Here is a 25,528-nt window from a genome sequence, read left to right as displayed (position 1 = left end):
GACTGGCCTAATAGGAAAAGCCCACGGGCACATTGCTGTACACCGCGGGCTTGGCTCAAAGCCTTGCAATTACGCTGTCAAATTAGAACTTGCAAGCGTTGTCGGCCATGTAATCAGCCACTTTGATCTTGCCGCTGATGATGTCCTTCTTCGCTGCTTCCAACTTTTTCTTCATATCGGCAGTCACCAGCTTGGCGTTGTTTTCATCCACTGCATAGTCCACGCCACCTTCTTTGAGACCCAGCACGGTCACGCCTGGTTGCACTTGCTTGGCGACGTTGTACACAGCCACATCCACGCGCTTGAGCATAGAAGTGAGCATAGTGCCGGGATGCAGGTGGTTTTGGTTGCTATCGACACCGATGGCCAACTTGCCATTGTCCTTAGCGGCTTGGTACACACCGATACCAGTGCCACCGGCAGCGGCAAACACCACATCCACGCCTTGCGCAAACTGGGCTTTTGCCAGTTCAGCACCGCGGCCTGGATCGTTCCAAGCGGAACCTGTAGTGCCTGTCATGTTGCCAATCTCTTGTGCTTTGGGATTGATGTACATAGCGCCTTGTTTGTAACCGCACTCAAACTTGCGGATCAGCGGAATATCCATACCGCCGACAAAGCCGACCTTGCCGGTTTTGCTGGCCATAGCGGCCATAGCACCGACCAAGAAGCTGCCTTCTTGCTCCTTGAACACCACAGACTGCACGTTGGGCAGATCCACCACCATGTCAATAATGGCAAATTGCAGCTTAGGAAACTCTTTGGCTACTTTTTCAATGGCAGAGGCTTGGGCAAAGCCAATGCTGATGATGGGGCTAGCACCCTTTTCGGCCATGCGGCGAACGGCTTGTTCGCGCTGGGATTCGTTGGTCACTTCGAAAGACAGGTAGCTTTTGCCTGTCTCTTTCTTCCACTTCTCGATACCGTTGTAAGCCGCTTCGTTGAAGGACTTGTCGAACTTACCGCCCATGTCAAACACAACAGCGGGCTCTGCCATGGCAGCAAAACTGGCGCCCAAGGCGGCAACCAGAACGGTCATTTTGGCAGTCATTTTTTTCGAGAATTGCATGGTCATGGATGGGTTACTCCAGGTTGATAAAACGAAGTGCGCGCAGCTTATTACAAAACCCAGCTAGCTTCTGCCATTCGGGCCCTGTATCTATAAGTCTACGCATATAAAGTTCAGCACTGACTCAAACTAAGTCCTACAGCAGCAGCCAAGCGGGCATTGTTGAGTACGAGCTGGATATTGGATGCCAAGCTATCCCCGCCGGTTATCTCGCATACCCTAGCCAACAAAAAGGGCGTGGACTCTTTCCCACCAATGCCTTGCGCTTGCGCCTCTGCCAACGCCTGCTCAATGGCTGCATCGATAGCCGCCTTGGGCATGGCATAGGCCTGAGGGATAGGGTTAGCAATCACCATGCCACCAGCCAAGCCTGCAGACCACTTGGTAGACAAAACCTGCGCTATGGCCGCTGGGGTATCGAGCCGATAGTCCACCTTGAAATCGCTCTCGCGGGTAAAAAAGGCGGGCAGCGCATCGGTTTGGTAACCCACCACTGCCACGCCATGGGTTTCCAGATACTCCAAGGTCAGACGCAAGTCCAAAATCGACTTAGCCCCAGCACACACCACCGCCACTGGCGTTTTGGCCAATTCCTGCAAGTCGGCAGACACATCAAAACTGGTCTCTGCTCCTCGGTGCACGCCGCCAATGCCACCAGTGGCAAAGAGGCGAATGCCTGCCATGTGGGCTACTATCATGGTCGATGCCACCGTGGTAGCCCCCAGCGCTTTGGACGCCAGCACAAACGGTATGTCACGACGACTGACCTTGACCACCGAACGCCCTGCTTGGCCCAAGGTCTCAATTTCTTGCGTGCTCAAGCCTGCCTTTAAGCGGCCATTGGCAATGGCGATGGTGGCAGGTACAGCCCCATGGGCACGCACTTCCGCCTCGACCTGCAATGCCGTTTGCACGTTCTGCGGGTACGGCATGCCATGCGAAATGATGGTGGATTCAAGCGCCACCACAGGCTTGCCAGCAGTCAAAGCAGCTTGCACCTCGGGTGCGACATCTAAAAATGGGTTGCGTTCCATGATGGATTCCTTACTTGGTTTTTAGTGATTGACAGCCATGCGTTGCAGCACCTGCGCGTGGTTCAGATGCGGGTCGTTGGCTTGCGCGCATTCCAATGTGATGGCTGCACACGCCATGCCGTAGCGCACGGCCTCGCGCGTGCTCCATCCGCAACCATCGGCAAACACCAATCCGGCCAACAACGCGTCACCAGCGCCCGTTGCACTCAGCACCTGCACTGGCTGCGCAGGCTCCAGCACCACTTGTTCAGCCGTGCCCCACACCACACCAACAGCTCCCAGCGTAATGACGACGCGCTGCACGCCACGCGCCAACAATGCTCGCACTGCCTCTTGGGCTTGCTCCACAGTCTGTACGCTCGCGCCCGTCAGGGCTTGAGCCTCCATGCCATTGAGCTTGAGTGTGTGCACCTGCTCCAGCACCGGCAGCACGCGCTGGCATTTGTGCACTGACACACCATCGACCATGCACCGCACAGTGCCTCCACATTGGCGCACCAATCTGTGCAGCAGTTGCGCCTGCAAATTGCAATCGAGCACCACTGCCGCATGGGCCGGCACATCGCGCAAACGCTGGAGCACTCCTTCCGTATCCAAACTATCGAGCACCGCCATGTCATTCACAGCCGCCAAGACCTCGCCATGCTCGTCCAAGGTGCACACATAGGTAGCCGTGCGCTGCCCTTGAGGGGTTTGGATGCCCTGCACATCGATACCCAACTCACGCGCATGGGAGAGCAGTTGCTGCCCCCATGCATCCTGCCCTACCGCAGAAACCAAGGCGACCGCAGCCCCCAAGCGAACCAAATTTTCAGCCACATTGCGCCCCACCCCACCAGGCGCGTAGCGCACTTGGCCGGGCACAGAATCTCCCGCACGCAAAGGCACAGCTGCAAAAGCCGAAATATCCAAATTTATCCCCCCCACGACCAACACCACAGGGGTGGCAACAGCGTTGGAACCGGGTGTCGAGGCAAGCGAGGTAGCAAGCATGCAAAAATAAAGGCCAAGCCTTGTAGTGGTGCCAAGAAGAGCCCCGTTAGGGGCACAAACAGCGTCACAATACGCGCTTGTCTGTTAAAAAATTGACCAATTGGTCAAACCCTCAGAATGATACTGGTTGCAGGCTCTGCCAATTTGGACTTTGTCGTGCGGGCATCGCACATTCCCCAACCCGGCGAAACGGTGCTGGGTCAATCATTCACCACCTACCCCGGCGGCAAAGGAGCCAACCAGGCCGTTGCGGCAGCACGGGCAGGAGCGGCCAGCACCCACATGCTATTGGGCTTGGGGCAAGACAGCTTTGCCACACCGCTGGAGCAATCACTCACCCAAGCCGGTGTGGTGCAGCACATTGTGCGTACCCAGGCGGCCACTGGCACCGCCTTCATCTGTGTATCCGATGACGGTGAAAACGCCATCACCGTAGCCCCCGGCGCCAATGCCGAACTAGCTCCCCAGCACCTGCCCTCGCTCAAGGGTTACAGCCATTTGCTGATGCAACTGGAAACGCCGCTGGCCACCGTACAGGCCTATGCCGCCCAAGCGCGCCAACAAGGCGTTACCGTGGTGCTCAACGCAGCACCCGCACAAAGCCTACCCAGCGCATTGTTGGAGCTGGTGGACATCTTGGTCGTCAATGAAGGCGAGTTGGCCGCTGTAGCCCAGCACCAAGGCAGCATTGCCGAGTGCTTGCAACGCCTCCACGTCCCCACCGTGGTGGTGACCTTGGGTGGGCGCGGCTGCTGCGCCCGTATGGGCGATCAATTCGTGGTGCAAAGCGCTTTTCCCATCAAACCAGTCGATACCACGGGGGCTGGCGATACCTTTTGCGGCACCTTGGTGGCCAGCCTGAGCCAAGGCTTGGACATGGCACAGGCCTTGCTAAACGCCAGCGCCGCTGGGGCCTTGGCCTGCACAGTAGCAGGCGCCCAATCCAGTATCCCCACACAAGCCCAAGTCCAAACTTTGGTGACCACCGCCCCCACCCTGTCAGCAGAAAATTCTCAAGCCCTGCGCCACTACTGCGGCTTGTGAGTACAAAACCCATTTATTTCTTTGAAAACCGCTACGAAAGCAATCGCCATGAGCAACAAACCCCGCAAAGTCATTTTCGACACTGATCCCGGCGTTGACGACGCCATGGCGCTGTACTTCGCGCTGGCACACCCCGGCATTGACGTGGTGGGTTTGACCACCACTTTTGGCAATGTCACCGTAGAACAAGCCGCCATCAACGGCCTGTACCTGACCGAAATTGCTGGCTTTCACATTCCCGTCACGCAAGGCGTGAAGACCCCTTGGCTCAAAGCCCCCGGTGAGCCGCCGGCCTTCATCCACGGTGCTGACGGTTTAGGCAACCTGCCCAGCCGTGTACCCACCCAATCCAAACTAGACCCCCGTCCTTCGGCCCAGTTCATTGTGGACATGGCCCGTGCCCACCCGGGGGAGATCACGCTGGTGGCCGTAGGCCCACTGGGCAACTTGGCCACCGCGCTCAAGCTCGAACCCCAACTGCCCCAACTGCTGCAAGAAGTCATCATCATGGGCGGTACCGTACTGGAGCCCGGCAACGTCTCCCCAGTGGCAGAAGCCAATATTTGGAATGACCCCCACTCGGCCGACTTTGTGTTTACCGCAGGTTGGAAACTGACCATGGTGGGCTTGGATGTGACGCACCAACTGGTGCTGCCTTCAGCCATCTTCAAAAAACTGGCAGAGCACCACCGCCACATCGCCACCGACACGCTGCTGCACGCGGTCAACTTTTACTCCGATTTCTACAGCGGTCTGTACAGCCACGTAGCCCGCGAGCATGGCTGCTTTGGCCACGACGTACTGGCCTTTGTGGCTCTGACCAACCCCGAACTGTTCCAAACCCAAGACGGCCGCATCCGCGTGGCGCTGGACGGCGCTGGCAATGGCCAGACCATGATGCGCCGCCGTGCCATTCCCTACCCGCAAGCAGGTTGGGGGGACGATGTACCCGATACGACCGTGTGCTTGCAAGTCCAAGCCGATGCCGCACGCACCCTCATCGAATCCACCTTGATGTTGCCTTGGTTGAAAAAATAACAGGAGTTAGACATGCACTTGCCAGTTGTTGACTACCGCAGCCCAGATGCTGCCGCCCAGTTTTGCCAAAGCCTGCACGAAACGGGGTTTGGTGTGCTCAAAAACCATCCACTCGATCAATCCATGGTCGAGGGCATTTACGCCGAGTGGCTGGCCTTTTTCCAGTCAGAGGCTAAACACCGCTACCCCCACGATGCGGACAAACACGATGGCTACTTCTCACCAGCCGTATCTGAAACAGCGAAGAACCACGCCAAAAAAGACATCAAAGAGTTCTTCCACATCTACCCTTGGGGCCGCTACCCCAGCGAAGTCAGTGATGCCGCGCAACGCTATTACGCACAGGCATCTGGCCTTGCCCAGCAGTTGCTCGGTTGGGTGGAGGAATACTCGCCCGCCGAAGTCAAAGCTCGCTACTCCATGCCTTTGCCAGCCATGATTGAAGGCTGCCAAGAAACTCTGCTGCGTGTACTGCACTACCCCCCTTTGCATGGCGATGAAGAACCCGGCGCGCTGCGCGCTGCGGCCCATGGCGACATCAACCTCTTAACTATCTTGCCCGCCGCCACCGAGCCAGGCCTGCAAGTGCTCGGCAAAGACAACGCGTGGCACGACGTGCCCTGCGATTTTGGCCTCTTGATCATCAACATCGGTGACATGCTGGCCGAAGCCAGTGGCAACTACTACCCCAGCACCGTGCACCGCGTGCTCAACCCCACTGGCGAGGCGGCCAAGAAATCACGCATCTCCTTGCCACTGTTTTTGCATCCACGCCGTGAAGTGGTACTCAGCGAACGCTACACCGTAGGCCAGTACTTCAACGAACGCATGGAAGAATTGCGCGGAAAGAAGTACTGAGCAAAGGCCATTCATGCCCCCCACCGCAGAAACACAAGACGACATCCCCAGCCCTTTGCTGCACCAGCCCGTACGGCATACATTCATGCCCATACGCTTTACAGGCACTGGCAGTGAATACTTTCGCATCTGGCTGGTGAATCTGCTGCTCATCGCGGTGACGCTGGGGCTGTACTACCCTTGGGCCAAGGCGCGCAAGATGCGTTACTTCTGGGGCCACACCATGGTGGGCAACCACCCGCTGAGCTTCCATGGTGATGCGCGCAAAATGTTCCGCGGCCAAATGCTGATGGGCATTTTGTTCACACTCTATTCGGTCGCCAGTGAATTTTCTTTGGTGGCGGGACTATTTGCTTTTGGCGTGCTGTGTTTTTTAGGGCCTGCATTGCTGCGCTCGGCGATGCAGTTTCGCCTCGCCAACACCTCATGGCGCGGCATACGCTTGCGCTTTAGCGGCTCACTGGCAGATGCTTACCGCGCCGCACTGCCTATGGTGCTGCCATTGCTCATCGTTTCTTTGTCACCACTGATGGATGGCCCAGAAAACGACACCCCCGCTTGGCTAGGCGCATTGCCCGGCTTGATCGTCCTCATCAGTTTTTTAGCGTCTCCATGGATGTTTTGGAAGCTCAAGCACTACCAGCACAGCCACTACGCCCTAGGCCCACTGGAGACCAGTTTTCGCGCACGGCCACGCACCTTCTACGGCTTGTTACTGCGGCTGTTCTTGCTACTGGTATTGGCCGTGGCCGTGGGTATAGCAGTCGGCTATTGGGTGCCCCAAATGACAGGCCAAGGCATTCATGCGATTGCAGGCTTTTTGGTGGTTGTCGCTGGCGTAGCTGCAGTATTTTTGGTAGCCAAGCCTTACACCACAGCCCGACTACAAAACGTGGTTTGGACTGAAACTGGCAACCATGAGATCCGCTTCATCAGTGCGCTAGCCCCCAAAGACTTGGTGCTGCTGACCATGAAAAACTGGTTATTGGTTCTGATCACCGTCGGTTTTTACTGGCCTTTTGCTGCAGTCCAAACCGCCCGTTTGCGCCTAGAAGCCGTCACGGTCAAAACACGCCAAAGTCCAGATTTGCTGGTGGGATCTTCCATGGCGTACAGCCGCGAAGCCACGGGCGAGGCTGCCGGAGACTTTTTTGGCATAGACATCGGTTTGTAGCCATGCAAGCAAGTGCCCCCGCCTCGCTACCTGCCCAATATTTCGATGGTTTACACGCCAAACCCCACGCAGTGCGTATCCATTTACAAGGACAGCGGGCGGAACAAACCCTGCACATCGTGGGTGAAAACCTGTCCTTACACTACCCAGTCCACCAAATAGGCTGGCCAGAGCGCTCAGGTCAGCACACCCGATGCGCGGAGCTGCCACAAGGCGGGCAGCTACAGTGCGCTGATGCCGTTGCTTGGGACGCTTGGAGCCAAGCACACCTCCAAGCACGCGAAACCTTGCCACAGCGTTTGATCGCCAGCTGGCATTGGGTAAGCGCATGCGCAATAGTCCTGTTTTTACTGGGTGCAGGCCTCTACCAATGGGGCATTCCCCTGTTCGCCCAAGCCGTAGCGGCATGGGCACCGCCCGAATTGGAAAAAGCCTTGGGGGAGCACACCTTGGCTGCGCTGGAAAACAGTTTGCTGCAGCCCAGTCAAATCGACACCACTGTGCAAGCACGCATAGAAGAAGACTTTGGCCGCTTGGTGCAAGCCTTGCCAGCGGCCCAGCGCCCGGCGTGGAAGCTGCGCTTTTACAGCAGTGATATGGGGCCCAATGCATTGGCCCTGCCCGATGGCACCATCATCGTGACCGACGCCATGGTGGAGCTGGTTCAAACCAATCCCCCCATACTCTCGGCCGTTCTGGCCCATGAGCTAGGCCATGTGCACCACCACCACGGCCTGCGCATGGTGGTGCAAGCCACCGCGATAGGTGCTATTGGCAGCTTGCTACTTGGCGACTTCAGCAGTTTGGTTGCAGCAGTCCCTGTCTTAATGGGTCAAGCCCATTATTCGCGCAGCGCAGAGCGTGAGGCCGATGCTTATGCCGTAGACCTGCTTCGGCAAGGGGGCCGCTCCCCCTTGCTGATGGTGCAAATGTTTGAAGCACTGGCGGCAGCCAAACCTGAACGCGAACAACAAATGGCTTGGCTGGGGCTTGCATTTTCCTCACACCCCAGCGATGCCGAGCGCATCGCCTTCTTCCGCCAATCAGCTATGTGACGGTTCTGCAGGGCGTTTGTGCTCCATGCGGTCGTGATGGCGCGAGAAAATGCGCCAACTGGCTTGGTCAAAGGCTTTCTTTTGCGGCTCATCGAGTAAGCTGTAAAACTTCTCTACCGCAGCTTGTTGCTTTTGGGCATGCTCAGCCATGGCCGCATGCATTTTGGCCATGCGCTCGGGCGTGGTCATTTTTTCCAACGCCACGCGGTCGGGACGGCTGTGCTGGCGCATGGTTTGCAGCATCTCAGCAAAGGCTTGTTTTTGCTGGTCATTGAGGTTGAGATGTGACTCCATCTTGACCCACGGCGCTTCGTGGCGGGCTTGGGGAGCTGCTTGGGGCTCGGTAGCGGCCCAGCTGTATTGCAATGCTGCAGCGCCCAAAAGGGCGATAGTCAAATGTTTAATACCCATGGTGTGAACTCCTGACAGTGTTGAACACACTGCGTTGGAAATCCAATGCGATGCGAAAGTTCTGCCGTTGGGCGTTAAGCTCTGTAAAACTTTTTCCTCAATCTCCCCACACCACTGCCCATGCCCTCGTCTTTCACCTTACTGCGCTGCGTGCATTGGACCCTTTGGCTGTGGCTATGCAGCATCACGGCAATGGCCGAGCCACTGAGCCACTCAGTGCAAATTGCCAGTGCCCCGCTGTCATCTGCACCGCAAGCTTTGCGCGGCACCCTGTACTGGCCCGATAACCATGACGCCAGCACGCCCCCCATACCAGCGGTTGTCATGCTGCACGGTTGCGGTGGTGCCTATACCAGCCAAGGCAAAGTGAGCACCCGCTTTGCCATGTGGGGGCAACTGCTCGCCCAGCACGGCTACGCCGCTTTGTTGGTAGATAGTTTTGGCCCCCGCGGCCTGCGTGAAATTTGCACCACTGCCTTGGCCAAGCGCACCCTGAAAGAAGCCGACCGCGTGGGCGACGCCTACGCTGCCCTGCAGTACCTGCGCCAGCAGCCCGGCATCGACACCCAGCACATTGGACTGATGGGATGGTCTAACGGTGCCGGTGTCACGCTGGATGCAATTCGCCACAAACCCCAAGGGGTGGCAGGATTCCAAGCCGCCGTAGCCTTTTACCCCGGCTGCACCGCCCGCAACCGCAAGGCCGACAGCTTTATGCCTTACGCGCCGCTGCATATCTTTATAGGGCAAGCCGACGACTGGACGCCCGCAGCCCCGTGCATCGCACTCACGCACACCGCCCAAAGCCATGGCGCGCCCATGCAGATCGTGACCTACCCCGACACCTACCACGACTTTGACAATCCCACCCTTACAGCCAAACGCTTGCGCACTGACGTACCCAATGGCGTGAATCCCGGGCAAGGCACCACCATCGCCCCCAACCCTCAAGCCCGCGCAGATGCGCAAGCACGGACCTTGGCTTTCTTGCAGGAGTTTTTATATTCCCGTTAGGCATACCTGCATAGCCAAAAATTCGTTTTCGATCTAAGCAAATAACCCTACAGTGCGGGCCATGCAAGATTTGGCCTTTGTATTCGCAGGGTTTCTGGTGGGCACCATCGTCGGCCTGACTGGCGTGGGTGGCGGTTCACTCATGACACCCATCCTGATATTCTTTTTCGGCATCAAGCCGCACTTGGCGGTAGGCACCGACTTGCTGTTTGCCGCCTTCACCAAACTCAGCGGCACAGCCAAATTCATGCGTAGCAAGGCGGTGGACTGGCGCGTGGTGCTCAACCTGTCGGCTGGCAGCATTCCTGCCGCAGCGCTCACACTGTGGGCATTGCACCACTTTGGCGCAGCTTCACCCGGTGTGCAAAAGCTCATGACCACCACCTTGGGCTGCGCCCTGCTGCTCACGGCAGCCGCTACGCTGTACAAGGCCCTGCGCGGCAAAGTCGGCCCACAGCACATTGCCGCCGAGCAATTGTCAGAAGCCACCCGCCCCCGCCACTGGAGCCTGCCACTGCTGTTTGGCGCCATCATTGGCTCGCTGGTAACCCTCACCTCCGTCGGTGCCGGTGCCATCGGCGTGACGGTGCTGATGATTTTGTATCCACGCCTGCCGCTGCCACGCATCGTGGCGGCTGACATTGCCTACGCCGTGCCCCTCACTTTTGTGGCCGGCGCAGGCCATGCTGCGGCCTTGGGTTCGGTGGACTGGCCCATGCTGCTCAAATTGCTGGCCGGTTCCATCCCCGGCATTTGGGTGGGCTCGCACCTCATGGGCAAAACGCCTGAGCGTGTGATTCGCGGCTTGCTCTCGCTGCTGTTGGCCTACGCTGGCAGCAAGCTGCTGGCCTTTTAGTATCCTCTCGCCCTCGCTTTGCGCATTTCTCTATTTTTGTGACCGTTTTCATACCGTTGGACGCCTAGCACCATGTACCAGTACACCGAGTTTGACCGCCAATTCATCCGCCAACGAGCGGCCCAGCACCGCGACCAGCTAGAGCGCAATCTGGCCGGCACCCTGAGCGATGACGAATTCCGCCCCCTGCGCCTGCAAAACGGCTGGTACGTGCAGCGCTACGCCCCCATGCTGCGCGTGGCGGTGCCTTACGGCGAAATTGCCAGCCGCCAGTTGCGTGTGCTGGCCCAAATCGCCCGCGAGTACGACCAGCCCACCGCCGAGGTGTATGAAAAAGCCACCAGCACCCAAGCCACTTGGGGCACCACCCACCTGCCCGTGGGCTATGGCCACTTCACCACGCGCCAAAACGTGCAGTTCAACTGGATTCCTTTGGTCAAGAGCGCCGATGTGATGGACTTGCTGGCCAGCGTGGACATGCACGGCATCCAAACCAGCGGCAACTGCATCCGCAACATCACCACCGACGAGCTGGCTGGCATCGCCCCCGACGAGATTGACGATCCCCGCCCCTACGCCGAAATCCTGCGCCAGTGGAGCACGCTGCACCCCGAGTTCGCCTTCCTGCCGCGCAAGTTCAAGATCGCCATCACCGGCGCAGCCGAAGACCGCGCCGCCATCTACTGGCACGACGTCGGCCTGCACTTGGTGCGCAACGCCGCGGGCGAAGTGGGTTTCCGCGTCATCGTGGGCGGCGGCATGGGCCGCACCCCCGTGATTGGCACCGTGATCCGCGAGTTCCTGCCCTGGAACCAGATCATGAACTACCTCGAAGCCGTGGTGCGTGTCTACAACCGCTGGGGCCGCCGCGACAACGCCTACAAAGCGCGCATCAAAATTTTGGTCAAGGCCGAAGGCCAGCGCTACATCGACGAGGTAGAAGCCGAGTTCCAAGCCATCGTCGAGCACGACGGCGGCCAACACACCATTCCGCAAGCCGAGCTGGAGCGCGTTCGGGCATCTTTTGTGCCTCCAAGCCATGCTGGACAAGCTATCGCAGCTACAAAAACTGTAGCAGACAGCATTCCTGCCGAGCAGCAAAAAGCCTACCAACGTTGGCTGGAACGCAACGTAGTCGCCCACCGCAACCCAGCACTGCGCGCCGTCACCCTGTCTTTCAAGCGCCCCGGCCAAGCGCCCGGTGACGCCACAGCAGAACAACTGGACGCTGCGGCCGACTTGGTAGACCAATTCAGCGGTGGCGAAGCCCGCGTCACCCACAGCCAAAACCTGCTGCTGCCCTGGGTGCACGAGTCCGACCTGCCGGCCCTGTGGCACGCCGCCCGCGCCTTGGGCTTGGCCCAACCCAACATTGGCCTGCTGACCGACATGATTGCCTGCCCCGGCGGCGACTTCTGCGCGCTGGCCAATGCACGCTCCATCCCGATTGCCGAGGCCATCACCAACCGCTTCCAAGACATCGACGAGGTGTACGACATCGGTGACATCGACCTGCACATCAGCGGCTGCATGAACTCCTGCGGCCACCACCACAGCGGCCACATTGGCGTGCTGGGCGTGGATAAAGACGGCAAAGAGTGGTACCAAGTCTCGCTGGGCGGCTCCGATGGTGCTGCTTTGGGCGGTGCAGCCACGCCCGGCAAAGTGGTCGGCCCCTCTTTCACCGCAGTCGAAGTGCCCGGCGTAATCGAAGCCGTGCTGGAAACCTTTGCCGAGCAACGCCAAGGCAGCGAAACCTTCATCGCCTGTTTGCACCGTGTGGGCTTTGACACCTTCAAAGCCGCCGCCAACAGCGCGCGCCTGCCCCAAGCAGAAGAGGCGACCGCCTAAGCGCCCTACGAGACTGAACACGGACCATGTACAGACCATGAGCAACACTATGAAATTGATAGCAGCTTCAGCAGAAGACACGGGCGCTACAGCCCTGTCGCACCCCCAAGAGCCGGGTGTGCTGGTGCTGGAGAACACGGCCGATCCGCGCGAAGCATCGCTGGACGGCATCACCCGCATTGACCTGCACTTTCCCAAGTTCACCGATGGCCGCGCCTACAGCCAAGCCTATTTGCTGCGCCGCCGCTTGGGCTACACCGGCGAGTTGCGCGCCACGGGCGACGTGCTGGTAGACCAAGTGCTGCTGATGCAGCGCAGCGGTTTTGACAGCGCCGTGCTGCGCCCCGACCAAGATATTTCCGTCGCCCGTGCCCAGCTGGAGCGCTTTGGCGGCTTTTACCAAGGCGATGCCGCCCAACCGCAGCCCCTGTTTGCCAGGAGCGCCGCATGACCGCCTCCCGCTGGGCTCCCGAACCACAGCCCGCTGGCAGCGCCATCCTGCGCAACGCCAACCCCTCGCGCGACTACGCCCTCAAGCTGCAAGAAACCGAGAACCTGCTCAATCAAGCCAGCGCCCAGTACGTTGGCGAGAGCGGCGAATCTCGCATCACGCTGGCGTGCAGCCTGGGTGCCGAAGACATGGTCTTGGCCCACATCATCAGCCGCTTGCGTTTGCCCATTCGCCTCTTTGTGCTGCAAACTGGTCGCCTGCACGCCGAGACCTTGGAGTTGCTCACCCAGCTACAAGCCCAACGCCAAGCCGCTGGCCTGAGTACCGTGGAGGTGTACGAGCCCAATGAGCGCGCCGCTGCGGACTTTGTGGCCCGCGAAGGCGAAGACGCCATGTACCAAAGCATCGCCCTGCGCAAAGAGTGCTGCCACATCCGCAAAATGGTGCCGCTGCAGCAAGCGCTGTCGGGCAACGATGCGTGGATTACAGGCCTGCGCCGCGAGCAATCGGGTGCCCGCGCCGAGGTGCCGCTGATCGACACCAGCGAAGCGCGCAGCAAACTCAACCCCTTGGCCGCTTGGACATGGGGCGACGTGTGGCACTACATCCGCGACAACAGCGTGGCCTACAACCCGCTGCACGACCAATTTTTCCCCAGCATTGGCTGCGAACCATGCACCCGGGCTATCAGCTTGGGCGAGGATTTCCGCGCTGGCCGCTGGTGGTGGGAAGATGAAGCCGCCAAAGAATGCGGCCTGCACGTCAAGTCATAACACCGAGAACCGTCCATGACCACCATGACCGAACCAACCCATTTTGATCGCCTCTCCAACCGCCATCTGGACGCGTTGGAAGAGGAAACCATCTTCATCCTGCGCGAGGTGGCTGCCGCCTTCGAGCGCCCAGCACTGCTGTTCTCGGGCGGCAAAGACTCGCTTGTCATGCTCAAGTGCGCCGAAAAAGCCTTTGGCGCAGGCCGCTTGCCCTACCCACTGCTGATGATCGACACCGGCCACAACTTCCCCGAAGTGACCGACTTCCGCGACCAGCGCGCAGCCGAACTGGGTGCCCAGCTCATCGTGCGCAGCGTGGAAGACTCCATGGCCCGCGGTACTGTGCGCCTGTCTCACCCCGGCGAGAGCCGCAACGCCCACCAGTCCGTCACGCTGCTCGAAGCCATCGAAGAATTCCGCTTTGACGCCCTCATCGGCGGGGCCCGCCGCGACGAGGAAAAAGCCCGCGCCAAGGAACGCATCTTCAGCCACCGCGACAGCTTTGGCCAATGGCAGCCCAAGGCCCAGCGCCCTGAGTTGTGGACGCTGTTCAACACGCGCCTGCAACCCAACGAGCACTTCCGCGTCTTCCCCATCAGCAACTGGACCGAGCTGGACGTGTGGCAGTACATCGCCCGCGAAGCCATCGCCCTGCCCAGCCTGTACTACACGCACAAGCGCCAAGTGGTGGAGCGCAAAGGCCTGTTGGTGCCTGTCACCGAACTCACACCGCCCAAAGACGGCGAAACCGTGGTGGAGCGCGAAGTGCGTTTCCGCACCGTGGGCGACATCACCTGCACCTGCCCCGTGGCCAGCACGGCTGCTAGCGCCGCTGACATCGTGATCGAAACCCTGCAAGCCGACGTCAGTGAGCGCGGCGCCACCCGCATGGACGACAAGACCAGCGAAGCCTCGATGGAAAAACGCAAGAAGGATGGTTACTTCTGATGACCGCTACAAAAACGATAGCTACCCCAGCAAGCAGCACTAGCCCTGCAGGCCAATTTGATAGCCAAAATGACACCAGCAGCGCGCTGCGCTTTATCACCTGCGGTTCGGTGGACGATGGCAAAAGCACCCTGATCGGACGCCTCTTGGTCGATAGCCGCAGCGTGCTGCAAGACCAGTTGGCCAACGTGTCCAAGAGCGGTGAAGCCGACTTGGCACTCTTTACCGATGGCCTGTCAGCCGAACGCGAGCAAGGCATCACCATCGACGTGGCCTACCGCTACTTCGCCACACCCACGCGCAAGTTCATCATTGGCGACGCACCCGGCCACGAGCAATACACCCGCAACATGGTCACAGCCGCCAGCAGCGCCCACGCCGCCGTGGTGCTGGTCGATGCCACCAAGCTGCAGTGGAACGTGAGCGGCTTGGTCGAACTGCTGCCACAAACCCGCCGCCACAGCCTCTTGGTGCACTTGCTGCGTGTGCCCGGCATCGTCTTTGCCGTCAACAAGTTGGACGCGTTGGGTAGCGATGCTGCCGCTGCGTTTGCCAAAATCAGCCAAGCGCTGCAAGCCTTTGCCAGCCAAGCGGGCATTGATGCCACCGCCATCGTGCCTATTTCGGCGCTCAAAGGCCACAACGTGGTCAACACCGAACCCGGCTGGTGCGGTTACCAAGGCAAGAGCTTGCTGGGCCTGCTCGAAGCCCTGCCCACCACCGCTGCCGAGACCGAGGTGCCCTTTGCCTTCCCCGTGCAGTGGGTGGAAAAATTCCACGACAGCGCCGATACCAGTCAAGGTCGCCGCGTGTTCTGGGGCCGTGTAGGCACTGGCATCGCGCAAGTGGGCCAAACCATCACCGTGCTGCCCAGTGGCCAAACGGCTGTGGTGGCCCAGGTGCTCAACCACGTGCGCCAAGCAGGCAGCGTGGTCGCGGGCCACGGTGCAGGCATCGTGCTGGATCGCGAGGTGGACGTCTCCCGCGGCGACTGGCTGCTGGCCCAAGTCACCCCTGCAGCAGACCCCGCTGACGAGTTTGCCGACACGCCCAAGCCGCAAGCCTTTGTGGCCGCGCAGCGCGACATCAGCGCCACCGTGGCGTGGATGGACGACGAGCCGCTGGTCAACGGCCGCGTGTACTGGGCCTTGCACGGTCACCGCTGGGTCAAAGCCAAGATCAAGCGCATCGTGCACAGCCTGAACATCAACACGCTGGCCGAGTCCGATGCCACCGAAATCGCCCCCAACGCCATTGGCCACATCGAGCTGGTGCTGCAAGAAGCCATTCCCGCACTGCCCTACGAACACAGCCGTTTGCTGGGCGCGCTCATCTTGGTGGATACGGCCACGCACAAAACATCTGGCGCGCTTTTGGTGCGCCAAAGCTAAAATACCGGGTTGCCCCGCTTTGGCGGGGCGCCTTTTTCACCACAGCCCCTCTTCATACCATGACCCACGTTGTTACCGAAGCCTGCATCAAGTGCAAATACACCGACTGTGTGGACGTTTGCCCGGTGGACTGCTTCCGTGAAGGCCCCAACTTTCTGACCATCGACCCCGAAGAGTGCATTGACTGCGCCGTGTGCATCCCCGAATGCCCAGCCAACGCCATCTACGCCGAGGAAGATGTGCCCAAAGACCAAGTGCACATGATTGCCCTGAACGCCGAGCTGGCCAAGATCCCCACCTGGAAGAGCATCACCAAGCGCAAGGCCCCACTGCCCGATGCCGACGCTTGGAAAGACAAAAGCGGCAAGCTGGCTGACCTGATCCGCTGATCGGGCATCCACAATCGGTGTGAATACCCCCAGCCTGCCCCCCACGGCCCCTAGCGCACCCTCGACTGCCACGGCTGCCGCCGCAGTGGTTATCGGTGCCGGGCCTGCAGGCTTGTACCTCACCTTCCAACTGGGTCTGCATGGCATACAGGCCCATGTTATTGACGCACTGCCCCAGCCCGGCGGCCAATGCGCCCAACTCTTTGCCGACAAACCCATTTACGACATACCCGCCCACCACGGCATCAGCGGTGGCGATTTGTCTGCCCAGCTGTTCGCGCAAGCGGACTTGTTCCAACCCCACTGGCACTGGCAACAACTGGTGCAAGGTTTGGAGCGCGTACAAACACCCGAGCCCGACGCCCCGCTGCCAGAACAGTGGCTGGTGACCAGTGACAGCGGCCAGCAGTGGGTCACTCCACTGGTATTTTTGGCTGCAGGCATTGGTGCTTTTTTGCCACGCAAACTCAACCTGCCGGGCTTGGACGCACTAGATGCTTCGCACGGCCTGCACTACCACCCACTGCCCTTACATGCGCCAAATGCGCTGGCAGCATGGGCTGGGCAAGCCATCGTGGTGCACGGCGGCACCGACCAAGCCGTAGCCCACGCACTCGACCTAGCGCACGCCGCTGCCAAGCTGCCCAACGCCCCCCGCATCACCCTGCACCACCGCCGCGATGTACTCACCATCCACGACGATCTGCAAACCCAACTACAACAAGCGCTGCACAATGGTTTGCTGGGCTTTGTGGCCGGCCCCCTGCAAAATGTGGAACGCGACGCCCAAGGTCACCTGACAGGCTTGCACCTGCTGCAAGCCAACGGTCAGCCCCAGTTGCTACCAGCCCAAACCGTGGTCGTGCTGCAAGGCCTGCAACCCCAGCTCGGGCCCATCGCCCAGTGGGGTTTGCCACTGCAGCGCAAGCTGCTGCCAGTAGACCCTCTCACCTTGCAGCCACTGGCTGACCCAAGCGACCCAGCCACCCCATCGACACCCTGGCCCGGCCTCTATGCGGTGGGCGACATCGTGCACTACCCCGGCAAACGCAAACTCATGGTCAGCGGCTTTCACGAAGCCACCCAAGCAGCCTACGCCGCCATGGAATGGCAACGCGGTGCCCCTATGCCCACGCTCACCTACACCAGCAGCGACACAGCCCTGCACGCGCTCATTGCACAGCGCACACAAAAATAAGCATTTTTTGCTGGGCACCCAAAAAACACCCTATAATTGCGGGCTACCGTTCCTCAATAGCTCAGTCGGTAGAGCGCCGGACTGTTAATCCGTAGGTCCCTGGTTCGAGCCCAGGTTGAGGAGCCAAAAACCCTAAAGGGCTGACCCATCGAAGTCAGTCTTTTTTATTTCAAATACCGATATTCCTCAATAGCTCAGTCGGTAGAGCGCCGGACTGTTAATCCGTAGGTCCCTGGTTCGAGCCCAGGTTGAGGAGCCAAAATCAAAAGCCCTGCAGTCACCTGCAGGGCTTTTTCTTTTGCTGACCTATCGACTTACCCCAGCCACTCTGCCGTGGTGAGGACTTTGCCAAACGGCCCATTCAAGCTGGCCATATAGGCCGTCTGAACATCAGCAGCAGCTACCGTTTTGTCACCATAGCTCAAATCGCGGGTCGCGCAGGCGTCTGACAAAGTAGTGCAAGCAAAACCGAAATCTGTTGCAGCACGTACGGCAGTATCGACACATTGCTGCGTCATCATGCCCGCCACCACCAAATCCGTGACTTGTGCATTGCGCAATTTCTCCAACAAATCGGTTTGGCGAAAGCTATTGGTGAAATGCTTCACGATCAAATGCTCTCCGTCAATGGGATGTACTGCCCTGTGAATGGATGCTCCGTGTGTGTCTGGCAAAAAGAAAGTAGCGCCTGCTCGCTTGGCAATATGCTGCACATGGAACACAGGTAAGCCGCGTTGCCGGAAATGCTGCAACACCTTGTCTGCTTGCATCAACGCAGCCTCCGCTCCCACCAGCTCCATCGCGCCACCGGGGAAATAGTCGTTCTGAATGTCGATCAACAGCAAAGCTTGTGTCATACGGTGGCTCCTTGTGCACCAGCTACGCGGCGCTGGGCTTGCGTCAGACCACCATACCCCCAGCTATCCGCAGGCACCTCGTGCACCGATACATAGCTTGCAGGTGTCAATATGGCAGCATCGCTGGACAGATAAGTGCGCAACACTTGGTGTGCTTGGGCGACAAAGTCCGCCTTCTCCTGCGCAGTATTCGTACCTTGAGTAACGGTAATTTCCAAGCAGGCTGAACTGTATCCCTCTTCACTCAACAGTGAGCCGCCCACATACCAGTGCTGCGCAGGCAACACTTGCACCATGACTGCTGTGACAGCCTTGCGTTTGCCCAGCATGTTGGTAGACAGATCAACCAACTCACGCACCAATTCATGCTGACGGGCAGAAGGCAATTCCCGACTCAGCATTATTTGCAATACAGGCATCTTTCTCTCCAAAAAGTTTGAGGTGCTTGCACTTTATTGAATGTACCAACCCTCGGAAACAGCCTAAAAATCAAATTGGTTTTGCAAATACTGCAAAACAAAAGATACTCCAGCCATGAATCTGCAGCTAGACGACATAGCCCTATTCGTTCGCATAGTGGAATTGGGCTCACTATCCGCCGTTGCGCGGGAGCTCAACATCTCTGTTAGCCAAGTCACGCGCGCGTTGGGGCGGCTTGAGAGTACATGCAGTACGCGCCTATTGCATCGCACCACGCACGGGTTAAGCCTCACCGATGAGGGGGACAACTTCTTGCCCCACGCCCAGCAGATGCTGGCTATAAGAGACGTGGCTACAGGAGATTTTGGCGGCACCAAGTCAACGCCCAGCGGCTGGGTTAGGGTCAGTGCCAGTGCCGCCATTGCACAAGCGGTGCTGGCACCCAGCTTGCCTAGTTTGTATGACCGCTTTCCACAATTGCGCATTGATATCAGCGCCGACGATCGCCTGTGCGATTTGGCTCGCGATGGCATAGACATCGCCATCCGTGCAGGCGCTGCAGGAAGCGACACCTTGGTCGTTCGTGAACTGGGACGCTATCAGCGCAGCCTCTATGCAGCACCCAGCTATGCTGCCTTGCATGGCCTACCCAAACATGTCAGCGAGTTAGCGCAACATCAGCTCATAGGCAGCAGCGTGGCTCCCAATCTGAACGAATGGTTTAGCAGTGCCAAACTAAAGCCGCACGTGCGTACCGACAACTCCGCCATGCTGCTCGTACTCGCCCAGCAAGGCTTGGGTATTGCACGGCTGATGACCACACTGGCCCAGCCATTGGTGCAGCGCGGTGAGCTACTGCCTGTGTTGACCGACCATTTGACAGAAGCCCCTGTGCCTTTGTATGCGGTGCAACTGGCAGAGCGACATAAACTCCCCAAAATTCGCGCATGCATTGATTACTGGAGCGATTACATGCGCTCACTGGAAACATCACAATGAAAACCATCGGCCTTATCGGCGGTATGAGCTGGGAATCCACCGCGCACTACTACCGCATCCTCAATGAAACCGTGAAACAGCAGTTAGGTGGCTTGCACTCCGCCAAAGTGGTATTGGTGTCGGTGGACTTCCACGAGATTGAGCAACTGCAGCGCGCGGGCGACTGGGATGCGGCTGGCGAACTCTTGAGCCAAGCGGCCCAGTCTTTGGAAAAAGCTGGTGCAGACTTTATGGTGTTGTGTACCAATACCATGCACAAAGTAGCCGCCGCCCTAGAGGCGGCTGTGCGGATTCCGCTGCTGCACATTGCAGACCCCACCGCGCAGTCCATCCGGCATGCTGGCTTGCAGACCGTTGGACTCTTGGGCACGCGCTTTACGATGGAGCAAGACTTTTACAAGCATCGTCTGGAAGAGAAACACGGCCTCACGGTACTGACGCCTCATGCTGCCGACCGTGAAGACGTGCACCGCATCATTTACGAGGAATTGTGCTTGGGTGTTATCCAAGACAACTCTCGTGCCATTTACCGCCGCGTCATGGCCAACCTGGTCGAGCAAGGCGCGCAAGCCATCATTCTGGGCTGTACCGAAATCACGCTGCTTGTAGGGGCTGACGATGCCAGCGTTCCCTTGTTTGACACCACCTATTTGCACGCCCACCAAGCCGCACTGCACAGCCTGCAAAACTAGCGCCCAACCGACAAACGGCGTTGAAAACACCACGCTTGCGGGCGTACTATTTTTGTGCGTTCATTGAGCAATTCTTTGATCGCATCGTGTTGAAGGGCATCTGTGCCCTTCCGCGCTTTGGAAGCTTCTCCCCCTTCCAAGCGCCCTGTGACTGCGAGGCCATCGAGGTTCTAGGAACTGTGCCCCAGTCAAGCCCGGCGTGGTTGATGCCCGCCGGGCTTTTTCATGTCTGCTTGGTTAGCGCAGTGGTTCACGCAGCTACGACAAAAACCCCATGCGCGAACGCCCCTTGCCCGCGCTGGGCAAGTCTTGCAACTCCACCTGCGCGTGCGCTGCTAAGCGGGCATTGCCAAAGGCCGTCATCCAGGCGCGGCGCATTTCACGCGGGGGCATGTCCACGAACTGGTCCAGCACATCGTCAGCAGGCACGGTGGGGAAATGCCGCCCCCAGTTGTGCTGCCCGCGGATGGACTGGTACAGGCGCAGGGCTATTTTGCGCGACGCATCGGCATCGGGCGTCTCTATCTCAAACACATTCATGCGGTTGAGAATCGGCTCCGGAATGCTGCGCTCGTCATTGGCCGTCAGCACCCAAATCACTTGGCTGGCGTCTATGCCCACTTCGGCAAACTCATCCACAAAGCGCTGCGAGGTATCGTGCTCCAGCAAGCTGTAGAGCGCGCCCAGCGGGTCGTACTGCGCGTCGTTGCTGGCCTTGTCCACCTCGTCCACCACAATGACCGGGTTGGCATACTGCCCTTCCACTATCGACTCAAACACCTTGCCCGGGCGCGAGCCTTTCCACTGCGACGACGAACCCGACAGCAGCCAGCCCGCCGTCATGGAGCTCATGGGCACCAGCGTCATGCCTGTGCCCAGCAGTTTGGCTATTTCGTGCGCAAAGTGCGTCTTGCCCACCCCCGGCGGGCCCAGCAGCAGCATGGGGGTGATTTCCAGGTGGTCTTGACTGTCCTGGCTCAGCGCCAGGTTGCGCCGCACCTCGTCCAGCGGCAGGCCAAAGTTGGGCAGCGCGTCGTACAGGTCGGCCATGTCGGGCACGCCAGAGGGTTTGACCGAAAACCGCTCCGCCCCCGCTTCGAGCATGCGCTCGTAGGTGTTGCACAGGTTTTCGTACTCGCGGCCCTGCCCCCGGTCACGCAGTTTGGTGAGCTTGCGCTCCACCTCGCCGGTGTCAAACACCGTATGCATGTGGGCTATGGGCAGCCGGATAGTGGACTGAGGAACCAAGCTATGCGTGGACATACGACACACTCCTGTAAAACAGTCTGTGCCTCTATGTAAGCATAAAAAATGCCCAACCACCATTTGGAATTGACCGGGTTTTACGGTGCTGTGGCTGGCATATATAAATCCACATGATCGTGAGGATTAACACACAAAACACCGCAATGACACAGAAATCCTCACGATCATGAGGATTGATTGTCAAAACCAGAAAAAACACCGAAAATCCGCATAAACGTGAGGATTTTTATGCAAATACCCATCCATGAGGCCCAAGCCATAGGCCACATCGTGCGGGCCAGCCGCAAAGCACAGCACATTCGCCAAGACGATGCCGCTGGCAGCATAGGCGTGAGCGAAAACTTCCTCGGCAAAGTGGAGCGCGGTAGCGACTCCGTGCAGTGGGGCAAGCTCTTTCAGGTGCTGGAGGGCTTGGGCATCAAAGTCACGGTAGACGTACCCGAGAGCGTGGCCGCCTACCTGCGTGAGCAAAGCGCAGAGCGGACAAAGCATAAAGGCCAAGCATGACCGAACGCGCCCTGCTGGCCACCATCAACCAAACCGAGGTGGGCACCCTGCAAGAAGTGGCCGGGCTGTGGAGTTTTCAGTACGCGCCCAGCTGGCTGAGCAACCCCACAGCATTCCCGCTCAGCCCGCACCTGCCACTGGGTGCATCCCCTTTGCTAGACGGTGCCAGCCAGCGCCCCGTGCAGTGGTATTTTGACAATCTGCTGCCCGAAGAAAACCAGCGCCTGCTACTGGCCAAAGACGCCAAGCTGGACGCCGCCGACGCGTTTGGCATGCTCACGTGGTACGGCGCTGAATCGGCAGGTTCCATCACCCTGCTACCGCCCAACGCGCCAGCGCAGACCAGTGAAGCACTGCGCCCGCTGCCCGATGAAGCGCTGCAAACCCGCATACGCCAACTGCCCAAAGCACCGCTGACACACGCCGCTATCAAACGCATGTCGCTGGCCGGTGCGCAGCACAAACTGGCTGTCGTTTTGCAGGACAACGCCCTGTACGAGCCAGCTGGAGCCACACCCTCCACGCACATCCTCAAGCCCGACCACCCGGACGAAGACTACCCCCACTCCGTCGTGAACGAATGGTTTGTGATGCGGCTGGCGCAACGGCTTGGCCTGTCGGTGCCAGACGTGCATAGGCGATATGTGCCATCGCCCGTGTATTTGGTAGACCGGTTTGACCGCACCCCCACCGCACAAGGCTGGCAACGCCTGCACGCCATAGACGCCTGCCAACTGCTGGGACTGGATCGCAGCTTCAAGTACAGCCAAGGCAGCATGGACAGCCTGGCCGCCGTAGCCAACGCCTGCCGCAGCCCTGCAGTGGCACGGCCTCGGTTGTTTAGCTGGTTGGTGTTCAACATACTGGTGGGCAACAGCGACGCGCACCTGAAAAACCTCAGCTTCCTCGTCTCGCACGAAGGCGTGCAGCTCGCCCCGTTTTATGACCTGCTCAGCGTAGCCACCTACGACTCCCCCGCGTTTGACCACCACGGCTGGCCGCACAACACCCAGTTGGCCTGGCCCATACTGGGCACCCACCGCTTTGCCGACATCAACCGCGCCCTGCTGCTGCAGGCAGGTCAAACACTCAACCTGGCCCCTGCCACCGCCACACGCCTGCTGGAAAGCCTGCGCACGCGTGCCGTGGCCGAAGCAGAAAAACTGTACGCAGAGATAGAGATGGAGAACGCCCACATCAGCAACGCCACCCCAGCACTAGCCGCCACCATGGCGGGTGAAGCCCGCTGCCTGCGCGCCATTGTGCAAACGGTGATTAAGGAAATGGCCAGGCGGATTGGGTAGGAGGCCTACAGGACACGAAGCCCCTGGGGGGTGTTGATATGCGCGACCAAACGCGCCGACGTACCAGACGGCGCTGACAGCACGGAAACCGGAGCATCAAGCTCGAGCGACGATAGCAGCCGAGAGACACGGTCTGGGTTTGGGTGAACGATCTCGAATTTGGCAAGAGAGAGCCCCATATCTTCAAGCTTGGCGGCGGGATGAAGATCGGTGTGCCACTCGATGAGCGCGGGGCCAGCACCATCTAGCGGAACTGAGCCGTCAGCAGGAATGGTAATGAGCCAATTGAGCGCACCACGACTCATTGGCTCAACGTTCCCAAGTGGTTCGGACGAGGCGACAGCAGCGGCATGGATGTCGGAAGTGCGAACGACCCAGGTGGACAGAGAAGGGGGCGACTGAGGGCCAAGACTGTCAAGGGCAAACCAGCGAGGCCGCGAAGGCACAGAGACAGAAGGATTTGGAGCGATAACCTCAAGGAACGTGGTATCGCCGAGGCGCAGCAACAGATTGTGGGTTGCCATGCGCGGGTGCTCGCCACCGACCTGCGGAGAAACACCAAGTGTCTCGAAAACGAAGGCAGCGCCAGCTTCAAGCGAGAAGGTGGTAATCGTGATGTGATCGAGGAAAGAGCGCGACACCCTAAGCACCCCAACGTTTGAGCTCAGCCGACCAAGCCAGCGCAGCTGGCGCGGGTCGGCTGCAGCGAATGGTTAGCCAGCACCGTTGCCGACCCCTCGCGCGATGTGCTCCCACCGTTCGATGTCGTCATCAGAAAAACTTCCGCCCCAAGACCGCCCGCTTGCTAGTTCGACTTCGAATGGCACCCACTGGTCTTCGATTCCGGTCCAGGCGACGCCCGATATCCGATCACCCTCGATACGCACTTGACCAAAGCCATCCAGCGAGAGCCTCTTTGTGCGCCACAGGATACCGGCTGGCCCGAAACGCGCCAGCGCGAGCCCCTGCCTTGCGAAGATCCAACCGGGAGGGTTGTCCACCGGTAACGCTGAGTCGATCGCTGGCAAAACCTGCTGCGCCGAACGGCTCGCGACGTCAACGACCCAAAGATCACCGGATGCAACTACGACGGCATCCCGACCATTCGGATGCAGTTCTGCGAGCTGAATGCCAGCAATCCCGGGTTGGAAGTTCGCGACCCAGGACTCTTCGCCTGTCTTGAACTCAACGACGGCGCCCTCCCGCCCGGTCCTCCCCCATTCCGCCGGAAACGGAATTGCCGGCGGACCATAGGGTGGGAGCCCAGGAAGAAGATTCACAGCGAGCGTCATCGTGCTGGCTAACGTTTGACGTGAGGGGCCGCCGCAGCGGCGAAGCCGCGAAGGGAACCCACAAGCGCAGCTTGTGGGTTCCCTCTCGACGGAAGGTTAGCGGACTTATAGATCGACGTCGTCATCTACGTTTGGAAAGAGGCCATTGACGTCAAGTTCATCTGCAGTGATTACGAGTCTTTGAATATCAAATTCTTCGAATTCTTTTTCGCGAAGGCTCAGGCTGTAGTGAGTGACATGATTTCCATGAATGTTGACACTTAGCATGAGGTCAAAACCTTCACAGAAGGCGATAAAAAGAAAGCCAGCATACAAATCGCCATCATCTTTATCTCGCCGCCAATCGCCGCCTTCCTCTAATCCAAACTCATCTCCACTAACAGTAACAAGCTCTTGGCTTCCGTCTGTCTTTGTTAGATTAAGTTCTAAATATCCCGTAACGTTTCTCATCATTTCTCCGAGTGAGTGGTTTATAAACCCAAGCCTTGGGAGGCAAGTTACATACGACTTAAGACCGCTAACGAATGAAAGGGACTTCCCCGTCCCAAGCGAGCCGCGTGCCCATAGGGTTGCGGTTTACGGCAACAAAGTGCCACGATGGAGAGGCAAAACTGTTCATCAACTCACTTTAATGGAAGGGGAAG

General features: G+C 59.0%; 28 protein-coding genes and 2 tRNA genes. 20 read left to right on the top strand and 10 right to left on the bottom strand.

The annotated features are described in order from the left end of the window. Positions 1–82 precede the first annotated feature (82 nt). From KIK84_RS11880 to KIK84_RS11870, 3 genes are all read right to left on the bottom strand, one after another. Entirely contained in the window at positions 83–1,039 is a 957-nt protein-coding gene (locus KIK84_RS11880) for a BMP family lipoprotein (protein WP_214123324.1), read from the bottom strand. 143 nt (positions 1,040–1,182) lie between these two features. Next, positions 1,183–2,103: a pseudouridine-5'-phosphate glycosidase gene (locus KIK84_RS11875; RefSeq protein WP_214123323.1), complete on the bottom strand. Its 921-nt coding sequence runs from the start codon at positions 2,101–2,103 to the stop codon at positions 1,183–1,185. Positions 2,104–2,124: 21 nt separating this feature from the next. Continuing rightward, a complete protein-coding gene (locus KIK84_RS11870; protein ID WP_214123322.1) occupies positions 2,125–3,096 on the bottom strand; it encodes a carbohydrate kinase family protein in 972 nt (323 codons plus the stop codon). A gap of 117 nt (positions 3,097–3,213) precedes the next feature. On the opposite strand from KIK84_RS11870, the gene KIK84_RS11865 reads away from it, so the two are divergent. The 5 genes from KIK84_RS11865 to KIK84_RS11845 are packed head-to-tail and all read left to right on the top strand — an operon-like array spanning position 3,214 to position 8,265. Then, positions 3,214–4,140 (top strand): ribokinase, encoded by a 927-nt coding sequence (locus KIK84_RS11865; RefSeq protein ID WP_214123321.1) that lies wholly within the window; start codon positions 3,214–3,216, stop codon positions 4,138–4,140. Positions 4,141–4,188: 48 nt separating this feature from the next. Further along, the gene (locus KIK84_RS11860; RefSeq protein WP_214123320.1) at positions 4,189–5,178 is read left to right on the top strand and encodes a nucleoside hydrolase; all 990 of its coding nucleotides are present in this window, start codon (positions 4,189–4,191) and stop codon (positions 5,176–5,178) included. A 12-nt stretch (positions 5,179–5,190) separates the two neighbouring features. Then, the gene (locus KIK84_RS11855; RefSeq protein ID WP_214123319.1) at positions 5,191–6,036 is read left to right on the top strand and encodes a 2OG-Fe(II) oxygenase family protein; all 846 of its coding nucleotides are present in this window, start codon (positions 5,191–5,193) and stop codon (positions 6,034–6,036) included. 13 nt (positions 6,037–6,049) lie between these two features. Further along, on the top strand, positions 6,050–7,210 hold the full coding sequence (locus tag KIK84_RS11850; RefSeq protein WP_214123318.1) for a YjgN family protein: 1,161 nt from the start codon (positions 6,050–6,052) through the stop codon (positions 7,208–7,210). Positions 7,211–7,212: 2 nt separating this feature from the next. Continuing rightward, complete coding sequence (locus KIK84_RS11845) at positions 7,213–8,265, top strand: M48 family metallopeptidase (protein WP_214123317.1); 1,053 nt, start codon at positions 7,213–7,215, stop codon at positions 8,263–8,265. Here the strand turns inward: KIK84_RS11845 and KIK84_RS11840 are convergent. Beyond that, positions 8,254–8,676 carry a Spy/CpxP family protein refolding chaperone gene (locus tag KIK84_RS11840; RefSeq protein ID WP_214123316.1) on the bottom strand — a complete coding sequence of 141 codons (423 nt, stop codon included), beginning with the start codon at positions 8,674–8,676 and terminating at the stop codon, positions 8,254–8,256. The genes KIK84_RS11845 and KIK84_RS11840 overlap by 12 nt on opposite strands. A gap of 120 nt (positions 8,677–8,796) precedes the next feature. Between KIK84_RS11840 and KIK84_RS11835 the strand changes: the two genes are divergently transcribed. From KIK84_RS11835 to KIK84_RS11785, 11 genes are all read left to right on the top strand, one after another. Beyond that, entirely contained in the window at positions 8,797–9,690 is an 894-nt protein-coding gene (locus KIK84_RS11835; protein WP_214123315.1) for a dienelactone hydrolase family protein, read from the top strand. Between the two features lie 61 nt (positions 9,691–9,751). Continuing rightward, entirely contained in the window at positions 9,752–10,546 is a 795-nt protein-coding gene (locus KIK84_RS11830) for a sulfite exporter TauE/SafE family protein (protein WP_214123314.1), read from the top strand. Between the two features lie 72 nt (positions 10,547–10,618). Further along, positions 10,619–12,397 carry a nitrite/sulfite reductase gene (locus KIK84_RS11825; RefSeq protein WP_214123313.1) on the top strand — a complete coding sequence of 593 codons (1,779 nt, stop codon included), beginning with the start codon at positions 10,619–10,621 and terminating at the stop codon, positions 12,395–12,397. Positions 12,398–12,446: 49 nt separating this feature from the next. Continuing rightward, a complete protein-coding gene (locus KIK84_RS11820; RefSeq protein ID WP_214123312.1) occupies positions 12,447–12,848 on the top strand; it encodes a DUF934 domain-containing protein in 402 nt (133 codons plus the stop codon). After that, positions 12,845–13,621, top strand: coding sequence for a phosphoadenylyl-sulfate reductase (locus tag KIK84_RS11815; protein ID WP_214123311.1), 777 nt, complete (start codon positions 12,845–12,847; stop codon positions 13,619–13,621). The genes KIK84_RS11820 and KIK84_RS11815 overlap by 4 nt, the downstream gene beginning before the upstream one ends. A gap of 15 nt (positions 13,622–13,636) precedes the next feature. Then, entirely contained in the window at positions 13,637–14,569 is a 933-nt protein-coding gene (cysD, locus tag KIK84_RS11810) for a sulfate adenylyltransferase subunit CysD (protein WP_214123310.1), read from the top strand. Then, positions 14,569–15,960, top strand: a complete 1,392-nt coding sequence (locus KIK84_RS11805) for a sulfate adenylyltransferase subunit 1 (RefSeq protein ID WP_214123309.1) — start codon at positions 14,569–14,571, stop codon at positions 15,958–15,960. Before cysD ends, KIK84_RS11805 begins: the two co-directional genes overlap by 1 nt. Before the next feature lie 59 nt (positions 15,961–16,019). Then, positions 16,020–16,349, top strand: a complete 330-nt coding sequence (fdxA, locus tag KIK84_RS11800; protein ID WP_214123308.1) for a ferredoxin FdxA — start codon at positions 16,020–16,022, stop codon at positions 16,347–16,349. A 19-nt stretch (positions 16,350–16,368) separates the two neighbouring features. Beyond that, positions 16,369–17,547, top strand: coding sequence for an NAD(P)/FAD-dependent oxidoreductase (locus KIK84_RS11795; protein WP_349815927.1), 1,179 nt, complete (start codon positions 16,369–16,371; stop codon positions 17,545–17,547). Between the two features lie 50 nt (positions 17,548–17,597). Further along, positions 17,598–17,673, top strand: a tRNA-Asn gene (locus KIK84_RS11790). A gap of 57 nt (positions 17,674–17,730) precedes the next feature. Then, a tRNA-Asn gene (locus KIK84_RS11785) sits at positions 17,731–17,806 on the top strand. A gap of 55 nt (positions 17,807–17,861) precedes the next feature. Here the strand turns inward: KIK84_RS11785 and KIK84_RS11780 are convergent. Beyond that, entirely contained in the window at positions 17,862–18,404 is a 543-nt protein-coding gene (locus KIK84_RS11780) for a cysteine hydrolase family protein (RefSeq protein ID WP_214123307.1), read from the bottom strand. After that, positions 18,401–18,823, bottom strand: coding sequence for a tautomerase family protein (locus tag KIK84_RS11775; protein WP_214123306.1), 423 nt, complete (start codon positions 18,821–18,823; stop codon positions 18,401–18,403). The genes KIK84_RS11780 and KIK84_RS11775 overlap by 4 nt, the downstream gene beginning before the upstream one ends. 115 nt (positions 18,824–18,938) lie before the next feature. On the opposite strand from KIK84_RS11775, the gene KIK84_RS11770 reads away from it, so the two are divergent. Both KIK84_RS11770 and KIK84_RS11765 read left to right on the top strand, forming a co-directional pair. Continuing rightward, positions 18,939–19,823 (top strand): LysR family transcriptional regulator, encoded by an 885-nt coding sequence (locus KIK84_RS11770; RefSeq protein ID WP_214123305.1) that lies wholly within the window; start codon positions 18,939–18,941, stop codon positions 19,821–19,823. Then, positions 19,820–20,515 carry an aspartate/glutamate racemase family protein gene (locus KIK84_RS11765; RefSeq protein WP_214123304.1) on the top strand — a complete coding sequence of 232 codons (696 nt, stop codon included), beginning with the start codon at positions 19,820–19,822 and terminating at the stop codon, positions 20,513–20,515. Before KIK84_RS11770 ends, KIK84_RS11765 begins: the two co-directional genes overlap by 4 nt. Before the next feature lie 258 nt (positions 20,516–20,773). Here KIK84_RS11765 and KIK84_RS11760 read toward each other — a convergent pair whose 3' ends face one another. After that, positions 20,774–21,778: an AAA family ATPase gene (locus KIK84_RS11760; RefSeq protein WP_214123303.1), complete on the bottom strand. Its 1,005-nt coding sequence runs from the start codon at positions 21,776–21,778 to the stop codon at positions 20,774–20,776. Positions 21,779–22,009: 231 nt separating this feature from the next. On the opposite strand from KIK84_RS11760, the gene KIK84_RS11755 reads away from it, so the two are divergent. After that, positions 22,010–22,288 (top strand): helix-turn-helix domain-containing protein, encoded by a 279-nt coding sequence (locus KIK84_RS11755; RefSeq protein WP_214123302.1) that lies wholly within the window; start codon positions 22,010–22,012, stop codon positions 22,286–22,288. Further along, a complete protein-coding gene (locus KIK84_RS11750; protein ID WP_214123301.1) occupies positions 22,285–23,592 on the top strand; it encodes a HipA domain-containing protein in 1,308 nt (435 codons plus the stop codon). Before KIK84_RS11755 ends, KIK84_RS11750 begins: the two co-directional genes overlap by 4 nt. A 5-nt stretch (positions 23,593–23,597) precedes the next feature. On the opposite strand, the gene KIK84_RS11745 is transcribed toward KIK84_RS11750, so the two are convergent. The 3 genes from KIK84_RS11745 to KIK84_RS11735 all read right to left on the bottom strand — a co-directional run bounded on the left by KIK84_RS11745 (position 23,598) and on the right by KIK84_RS11735 (position 25,334). Continuing rightward, positions 23,598–24,233: a VOC family protein gene (locus tag KIK84_RS11745; protein WP_214123300.1), complete on the bottom strand. Its 636-nt coding sequence runs from the start codon at positions 24,231–24,233 to the stop codon at positions 23,598–23,600. A gap of 72 nt (positions 24,234–24,305) precedes the next feature. Next, a complete protein-coding gene (locus tag KIK84_RS11740) occupies positions 24,306–24,884 on the bottom strand; it encodes a hypothetical protein (protein WP_214123299.1) in 579 nt (192 codons plus the stop codon). Between the two features lie 105 nt (positions 24,885–24,989). Continuing rightward, positions 24,990–25,334, bottom strand: a complete 345-nt coding sequence (locus tag KIK84_RS11735) for a hypothetical protein (RefSeq protein WP_214123298.1) — start codon at positions 25,332–25,334, stop codon at positions 24,990–24,992. Positions 25,335–25,528 lie beyond the last annotated feature (194 nt).

This window comes from Curvibacter sp. CHRR-16 (assembly GCF_018474005.1).
Taxonomy (GTDB): Bacteria; Pseudomonadota; Gammaproteobacteria; order Burkholderiales; family Burkholderiaceae_C; genus Allorhodoferax.
This window is presented reverse-complemented; position numbering and strand designations above follow the sequence as displayed.